Source organism: Ligilactobacillus equi DSM 15833 = JCM 10991 (assembly GCF_001435735.1).
Taxonomy (GTDB): Bacteria; Bacillota; Bacilli; order Lactobacillales; family Lactobacillaceae; genus Ligilactobacillus; species Ligilactobacillus equi.
In genome coordinates, this window is sequence record NZ_AZFH01000066.1 from 1 (window position 1) to 6298 (window position 6298).

The window sequence follows — 6298 nt, forward strand, 5'->3', positions numbered from 1 at the left end:
TTATGGGTTTTCTTGTCCACTTAAATGTTCAACTTATATTTTACAATCTGTCAAACTAAAAAGTAGTGAGGAAAAAATGACTATTCAAATCAGAAACGTAACCACCGCCGATCTGGAAGAATTACAAAAAATCTGTCGGCTCACTTTTGCAGCCACCTTTGATCAAGACAACGATCCGGCTGATTTACAAAAATACTTAGATGAAGCTTATAATATTGAAGTTTTAAGACAAGAACTAGCGCAGGAACAATCTGCCTATTTCTTTGCCCTTAAAGATAGCCAAATAGTTGGCTATCTTAAATTAAACTGGGGCCACGCTCAAAGCGAACTCGATTGGCCCCAAGCCTTGGAAATCCAACGTATCTATGTACACCCTGAATATCAAAAACAAGGTATCGGCCAAGCGCTCTTTGACTTTGCGCTAAAATATGCCCACGACCTAGCTTGTGAAGGCATTTGGCTCGGGGTTTGGGAACACAATAAAAATGCGCTAGGCTTTTATCGTCATCTTGGTTTCAAACAAGCTGGTGCCCATACTTTCGTCCTAGGAAATGACCGACAAACAGATTTGCTCATGTATCGTGATATCTAAAAAGACCGGCGACTTTTGCCGGTCTTTTTTGCGATATTAGTTGGCTTTAGAAGCAATCATGGTGAAGTCGCCACTTAAAGTCCAGTTTGTAACTGTTGAGGGAATGATAAAATGCATACCTTTTTTCAAATCATAAGTCTTATCACCGAGATTAATTTGACCTTGACCTGCAATAACAGAAACTAACCAGTAATCATGGTTTTTATTTTGAAAATCACCTTGATTTTGGTGATTTTCCCAACGATAAACACTGAAGAATTTAGAATTAACAAACTCTGTAACTTTCGTTTGCCCACAAAAGCTGGTTTTCCTAGTTAATTTTGGTGCTTGGAAAGGCACTTGGCTACAAGCCAAAGAATCTTTGATATGTAATTCCCGACTTTGACCTGTCTTTTCATCCTTGCGGTCCCAGTCATATAAACGATAAGTAGTATCACTTGATTGTTGGGTCTCTAAAACCATCACTCCACCACCAATTGCGTGTACCGTCCCACTTGGCACATAAAAGAAATCACCAGCTTTAACGGGTACCTTAGTTAAAAGTTGGTCCCACTTACCTTGGGACACTAATTGGGCAAATTCTTCCTTGCTTTGGGCGCGGTGACCATAAATTAAATAACTACCAGGATCCGCTGCAAGAATATACCAACATTCGGTCTTCCCCAATTCCCCTTCGTGTTTCATGGCATAAGCATCATCAGGGTGAACTTGGACGGAAAGGTCAATTTTGGCATCCAAAATCTTGGTTAACAAAGGAAAACTTTCCTCAGCACCGTGGTTACCAAATAGTTGCGGCTCTGAGGTCCATAACTGCGTTAGAGTCATTCCAGCATAGGGACCATTTTCAACGGTCGCAGGTCCATGCTTATGGGCTGAAATCGCCCAACATTCTCCGGTTTGGTCACTAGGAATGTCATAGCCGAATTCTTCTTGTAATTTTTTGCCACCCCATATTTTTTCTTGGAAGGCAGGCTTTAACAAAATAATATCATTCAAATTGAGCGCTCCTTTAATTTTACTAGCTTCATTATAACAAAAACTGACCAAGTTTTTTCTTGTCAGCCTACATTTATCGTGTTATTCTCATAAACAAAAATTACGTGGAGGAAAAATCATGTTAAATCAAAATTTTAAGTATCCCGACACCGCAGCTTACAACTTTGTTACACAAGAGTTAGAGCGACGGGGGGTGAAACTTTCCGACCTCACTCATCTGGCTTATAAACTATTAGTGGAGTTTGATACACGAGTGACCGAAGCAGACTGTCAGGTAGCCCTACAAGCAGTGCTCCATAAACGTGAAGTCCTCAACCAAGCCATGGTAGCGCTCGAACTCGACCGCTTGGCTCAGGCCGATCAACTACGTGAACCGCTCCTCTCCATCATCAAAAATGATGCTGGTGTCTTTGGTACCGATGAAACCCTGGCCCTAGCCATCGCCAACGTCTATGGTACAATTGGCGCCACCAATTTCGGCTATCTGGATCGTGTTAAATCCGGTATTATCAAGAACTATGATCAACAACCTAACCAGGTCAATACTTTCATCGACGATTTACTCGGCGCCCTTGTCGCTGCTATTTGTGGAAAAATCGCCCACCAATTGGCTTAGAAAGGACCTACCCATGTTTGCCAAATTAAAAACGCACACTAACGACCTCAATCTCATGACTGCCACTATCGCTCTAGGACTTATTATTGGAACGTCTTCTTTACTATTAGGTTATTTTCTCGACTTGATTGAACACCTCTTTTTAGGCTTTGTCGAAAGTAATCACCACCCTGTGGCGAGCCAAGCTTGGCCTTTACGGCGACTTCTATCCGTCTTTTTTGGGGGCATCTTAGCCGGAATTTCTTGGCATCTTTTACGTAAAAATTCCCGACCTGTTGGGATTAAGAAAGCTTTAACTGGTGAAAAGATGTCTTTCAAAACCACCTTGATTCACGACCTAACGCAAATCTTTTACGTTTCTACCGGAGGATCTGTCGGCCGGGAATTAGCGCCTCGAGAAATGGGGACCATGTTAGCCCAAAAATTCACCGCACGTTGGAATCGTTATTTGTCTACTGAAGACCAAAAACTCCTTCTAGCAGCAGCGGCCGGAGCGGGGTTTGCTGGAGTCTATATTTCACCTTTAACCGGGATGTTTTTTTGTCTGGAAATCCTCTACCAAAAAATCAGTCGCAAAGCTATCGTTGTCAGCCTCACCATGTCTGTGCTTGCGACTTTAGTGGGGGCACTCAGTAAAGGTTTCACCCCCTATTACGTGATTTCCCAACCACATTTTAACCTTAAGCTCTTACCTTTAATTTTAATTTTAGGACCATTAGCAGGTTTAGTTGGCGCTTATGTGCGACGCTGGATTCAAAAAGCCAGTAATGCTCGCGCTTCGGACAATAAAATTCTCATCGGCCTACCTTTAGCAGCACTTTTAACCGGAACAATTGCCACTTTCTTTCCACAAATTATGGGTAATGGTCGCGGAGTAGCACAAATGGCTTTCAATTTCCAAAGTGTCAGCTTAGAAGCCATGGGACTTTTAATTTTCGGAATGGTGGCCAAATTAGTTGTGACCATTTTTACCTTGTGGACTGGTGCTTACGGGGGAACCTTAACACCTTCCATTGGAGCTGGGGCTTGTCTAGGAGCCTTAGTGGGACTACTTTATGTCCAATTTGTACCGACAGCGAGCTTAGTTCAATGCGCCCTTTTGGGAGCAGTGGGATTATTGACAGCCACCCAAAATGCACCTTTAATGGCGATATTTATGCTTTTTGAAATTTGCCACCTAGATATTAGTGCCCTTTTGCCCTTAGCTTTGTGTGCCAGCCTTTCCATAGCAGTTGCCTCTCAATTGGAAGCATAAAAAAAACTTGTCAACTGACAAGTTTTTTTATGCAATCTTTTCACGACTTTCCATAATAATCAAAGATAGTGTAGTGATAAGCGTCACCAATAGAAGTACAAAGACTATTGGTGTCCAGCTATGAAAATAACTATAGCCGTAACCACAAAGTGCCGGCCCCAAAGCTGCCAAGAGGTAACCGCCAGTTTGCGCCATACCAGAAAGTCGTGCAGTTTGAGTAGGATTAGTGGTTTTCAAGGAAAAAGCCGTTAACATATAAGGGAATAATGCCCCAACACTCGCACCCCAGAGAACATTGACCGCACTCCAAAACCAAAAACTACGAGAATTTACCATCAATAAAAGGACCATAGCTAAGATGCCACAAATCGCAAAAATCAGCATAAAATTTCGCCGCGCTTGACGTTTTTGACGTGAAACAATTACAGGAATTAGTGCTGACAGGGGTAAAGAAATCAACGAATATAGTCCTGCTAACAAACCACTGGCATTTTGATTGAGGCCAGCATCTAAAGCCATAGTTGGTAACCAGGTCAGTCCTGTGTAAAATAAGAGCGATTGAAAACCAGAAAAAATCAAGGTCACCCAGGCCATTTTATTAGTCCAAATTGAAGTAGGTTCTACCGTATCGGTTTTGGCCAAGGTTAAGTAGTGATTATTTTTTATATTAGGCCACCAGGTCAAGGCTGCCAAAAGGATAATCACACTCAATAAGAAAATTAAAAATTGCCAGGAAGTTTGCGTCACAATGGGGACTGCCACTGCCGATGCAATAGTAGACGCTAAACCCATGGCTGTCGTATAAATAGTGGTATAGACCCCAAAGCTACGAGGATAATTTTCCAATAAAAGACTAGGAAATAAAACATTGATAAAGGCAATTGCCAACCCCACAATCATGGTACCAACATACAAAGTCGCCACATTGATTAACCGTAATCCTGACCCCAAAGCCATGATTAAAATCACTACGGTAAAGGTTTTTTCCAAACCAATTTTTTGGGCTAAATAAGGGGCAAAAGACGAACCCAGAGCAAACATCACCAAAGGAATCGTAGTTAAAGTTCCCAAAGACGCCACCGATACACCAAGACCCTGGGCTATTTGAGTCAAAACTACCGGCAAAGTAGTAAAAGGAATCCGCATGACAATCCCAGCCATAATGATGGCAGGTAACAACATTTTGGACTGTTTCACAATAAAACCTCCTCAAGAGTTTTTATCTTCTATCTTAACCAGAAATCCTAAAGCTGTCTAGTTGTATTTTTAGGGTAGATTGCGTATAATCTTTGGCGAAACTTATTTTGAAAGGAATGCTTATGCCAAAAAAATTCACTTTTTTTACTTTGATAGCTTTATTTAACTTAGCTGCCAACTACGCCCACCCGGTCACACCGACCTACTTCAAACTTTTAGGGCTCAACGACGCCATGTTTGGAATTGCCTTTGCCATGATGTCTTTAGGAATGTTTGCTTTTTCGCCCTTTTTTGGCCAAATTACTAGCACAATTCACAATAAAACCGCTATGGCCTGGGGTAGTGTAGGCTATGCCTTAGCACAAATCCTCTTTTCTTTCGGACATTATGCCGGCATTATTTTAATTGGGCGCCTCTTAGCAGGAATTGCTTGCGCCGCCTTTTTCGTCGGGGTTTTAGCCTATATTACCGAGCACAGTGCCACGAACCAAGTTGGTACTAACTTGACCCTCAATGTCACTGTCCAAACCGTCTTTTCAGCCGGGGGATATTTTATTGGTGGGGTTTTGGGACAAGTTAACCTCAACTTAACCTTCCTTTTACAAATTGGCCAATTAGCGTTAGCCGGCCTTTTGATGGGTTTATTTTTGGATAAAGATGCCCATTTAGAACAATTGAACCGCCACCAACTCAAAAGACAAGCCAATCCGCTAACTGCTTTCCTGGAAGGCAAAGAGTTCATCACGGCTAAACTCGCCTTACTTTTTGGCTTGTCGATTGTCTTTTATCTAGGTTATACCGCCTTTGACCAATCTTTTAACTACTATCTCAAGGATTTCTATAATCTACCAAGCTCAGTCAATGGCTTTTTCAAGGGAGGAGTAGGCTTGCTTTCCCTGATTTTAAACTTGACTTTGTGCTTGTATTTAATCAACCAAACGAAAGTTAGTGCTTCTTTGCGGGCAGTCTTAGGCTTTTCCGCAGTTTTAATTATTGGAGTACTTTTCAGTCCCAACTTGATGATTTTTTTAGCCTTAGCGTTGGTTTTTTACGGAGTCTATGCCCTAACAGTACCTTTGATTCAAGAATTGATTACCCAAGCCGCCCAAGAAGAGACGCGTAATCAAGTCTTAGGCTTTTACCAAGCAACCCAATCTTTGGGTATGATTATCGGGGCTTTAATGGCTGGCTTTCTCTATGATTTCTCCGCCCAGGCTCCCTTTTTCTTCGCTCTAGTTTGTTTTCTCTTAGCCGGTGGGGCCACTTTACAAATCAAAGGATAAAATTGGCTAAAGAAAAAAGCCCAGTGTAAACTAAGCTTAGTCCGTAAGTAACTAGCAAACTATAGAGACGTTTAGGTTTTTTTTCGCTACGTTTGGGGTGAAATAAATTATTCTCAGTAAAAATCTTGTATGCTGTACTTATCAGTCCAGAATGATTTCCCCCACTCTGACTGATTCATAGATAATATACAAATTTTCCCCTGCCACTCTTAGGGTGGCTACATATTATTCTAAAGACCTTGATATTTCCCCTCAAGGTCTTTTTAATGCAGAAATTTTAAAACAACAAGCCGTTAGAAATTACGTAAGCACCCTATAACACCCCCGTATTAATTATCGGGCAATCTCTCTGTATACTG

The 6298-nt window shown here is 41.7% G+C and carries 6 protein-coding genes; 4 read left to right on the forward strand and 2 right to left on the reverse strand.

Annotation, left to right across the window (positions count from 1 at the left end; genetic code table 11):
- On the forward strand, nucleotides 1–592 hold a 592-nt coding region (locus tag FC36_RS05635; RefSeq protein WP_235805805.1), incomplete at its 5' end, for a GNAT family N-acetyltransferase.
- 36 nt (nucleotides 593–628) lie between these two features.
- Here the strand turns inward: FC36_RS05635 and manA are convergent.
- Nucleotides 629–1588 carry a mannose-6-phosphate isomerase, class I gene (manA, locus tag FC36_RS05640; protein ID WP_025021511.1) on the reverse strand — a complete coding sequence of 320 codons (960 nt, stop codon included), beginning with the start codon at nucleotides 1586–1588 and terminating at the stop codon, nucleotides 629–631.
- A gap of 118 nt (nucleotides 1589–1706) precedes the next feature.
- Here manA and FC36_RS05645 point away from each other — a divergent pair, with 118 nt between their 5' ends.
- A complete protein-coding gene (locus tag FC36_RS05645; RefSeq protein ID WP_023859864.1) occupies nucleotides 1707–2204 on the forward strand; it encodes a phosphatidylglycerophosphatase A family protein in 498 nt (165 codons plus the stop codon).
- 13 nt (nucleotides 2205–2217) lie between these two features.
- A complete protein-coding gene (locus FC36_RS05650; protein ID WP_023859863.1) occupies nucleotides 2218–3459 on the forward strand; it encodes a chloride channel protein in 1242 nt (413 codons plus the stop codon).
- A gap of 27 nt (nucleotides 3460–3486) precedes the next feature.
- Here FC36_RS05650 and FC36_RS05655 read toward each other — a convergent pair whose 3' ends face one another.
- Nucleotides 3487–4641 (reverse strand): MFS transporter, encoded by a 1155-nt coding sequence (locus FC36_RS05655; RefSeq protein WP_155889660.1) that lies wholly within the window; start codon nucleotides 4639–4641, stop codon nucleotides 3487–3489.
- A 137-nt stretch (nucleotides 4642–4778) separates the two neighbouring features.
- On the opposite strand from FC36_RS05655, the gene FC36_RS05660 reads away from it, so the two are divergent.
- The gene (locus FC36_RS05660) at nucleotides 4779–5939 is read left to right on the forward strand and encodes an MFS transporter (RefSeq protein WP_056986760.1); all 1161 of its coding nucleotides are present in this window, start codon (nucleotides 4779–4781) and stop codon (nucleotides 5937–5939) included.
- Nucleotides 5940–6298 lie beyond the last annotated feature (359 nt).

Coding starts and splice junctions, on each gene's coding strand:
- FC36_RS05645 (WP_023859864.1), top strand. CDS start 1,707: ATGTTAAATCAAAATTTTAAGTATCCCGACACCGCAGCTTACAACTTT.
- FC36_RS05655 (WP_155889660.1), bottom strand. CDS start 4,641: ATGTTGTTACCTGCCATCATTATGGCTGGGATTGTCATGCGGATTCCT.
- FC36_RS05660 (WP_056986760.1), top strand. CDS start 4,779: ATGCCAAAAAAATTCACTTTTTTTACTTTGATAGCTTTATTTAACTTA.
- FC36_RS05650 (WP_023859863.1), top strand. CDS start 2,218: ATGTTTGCCAAATTAAAAACGCACACTAACGACCTCAATCTCATGACT.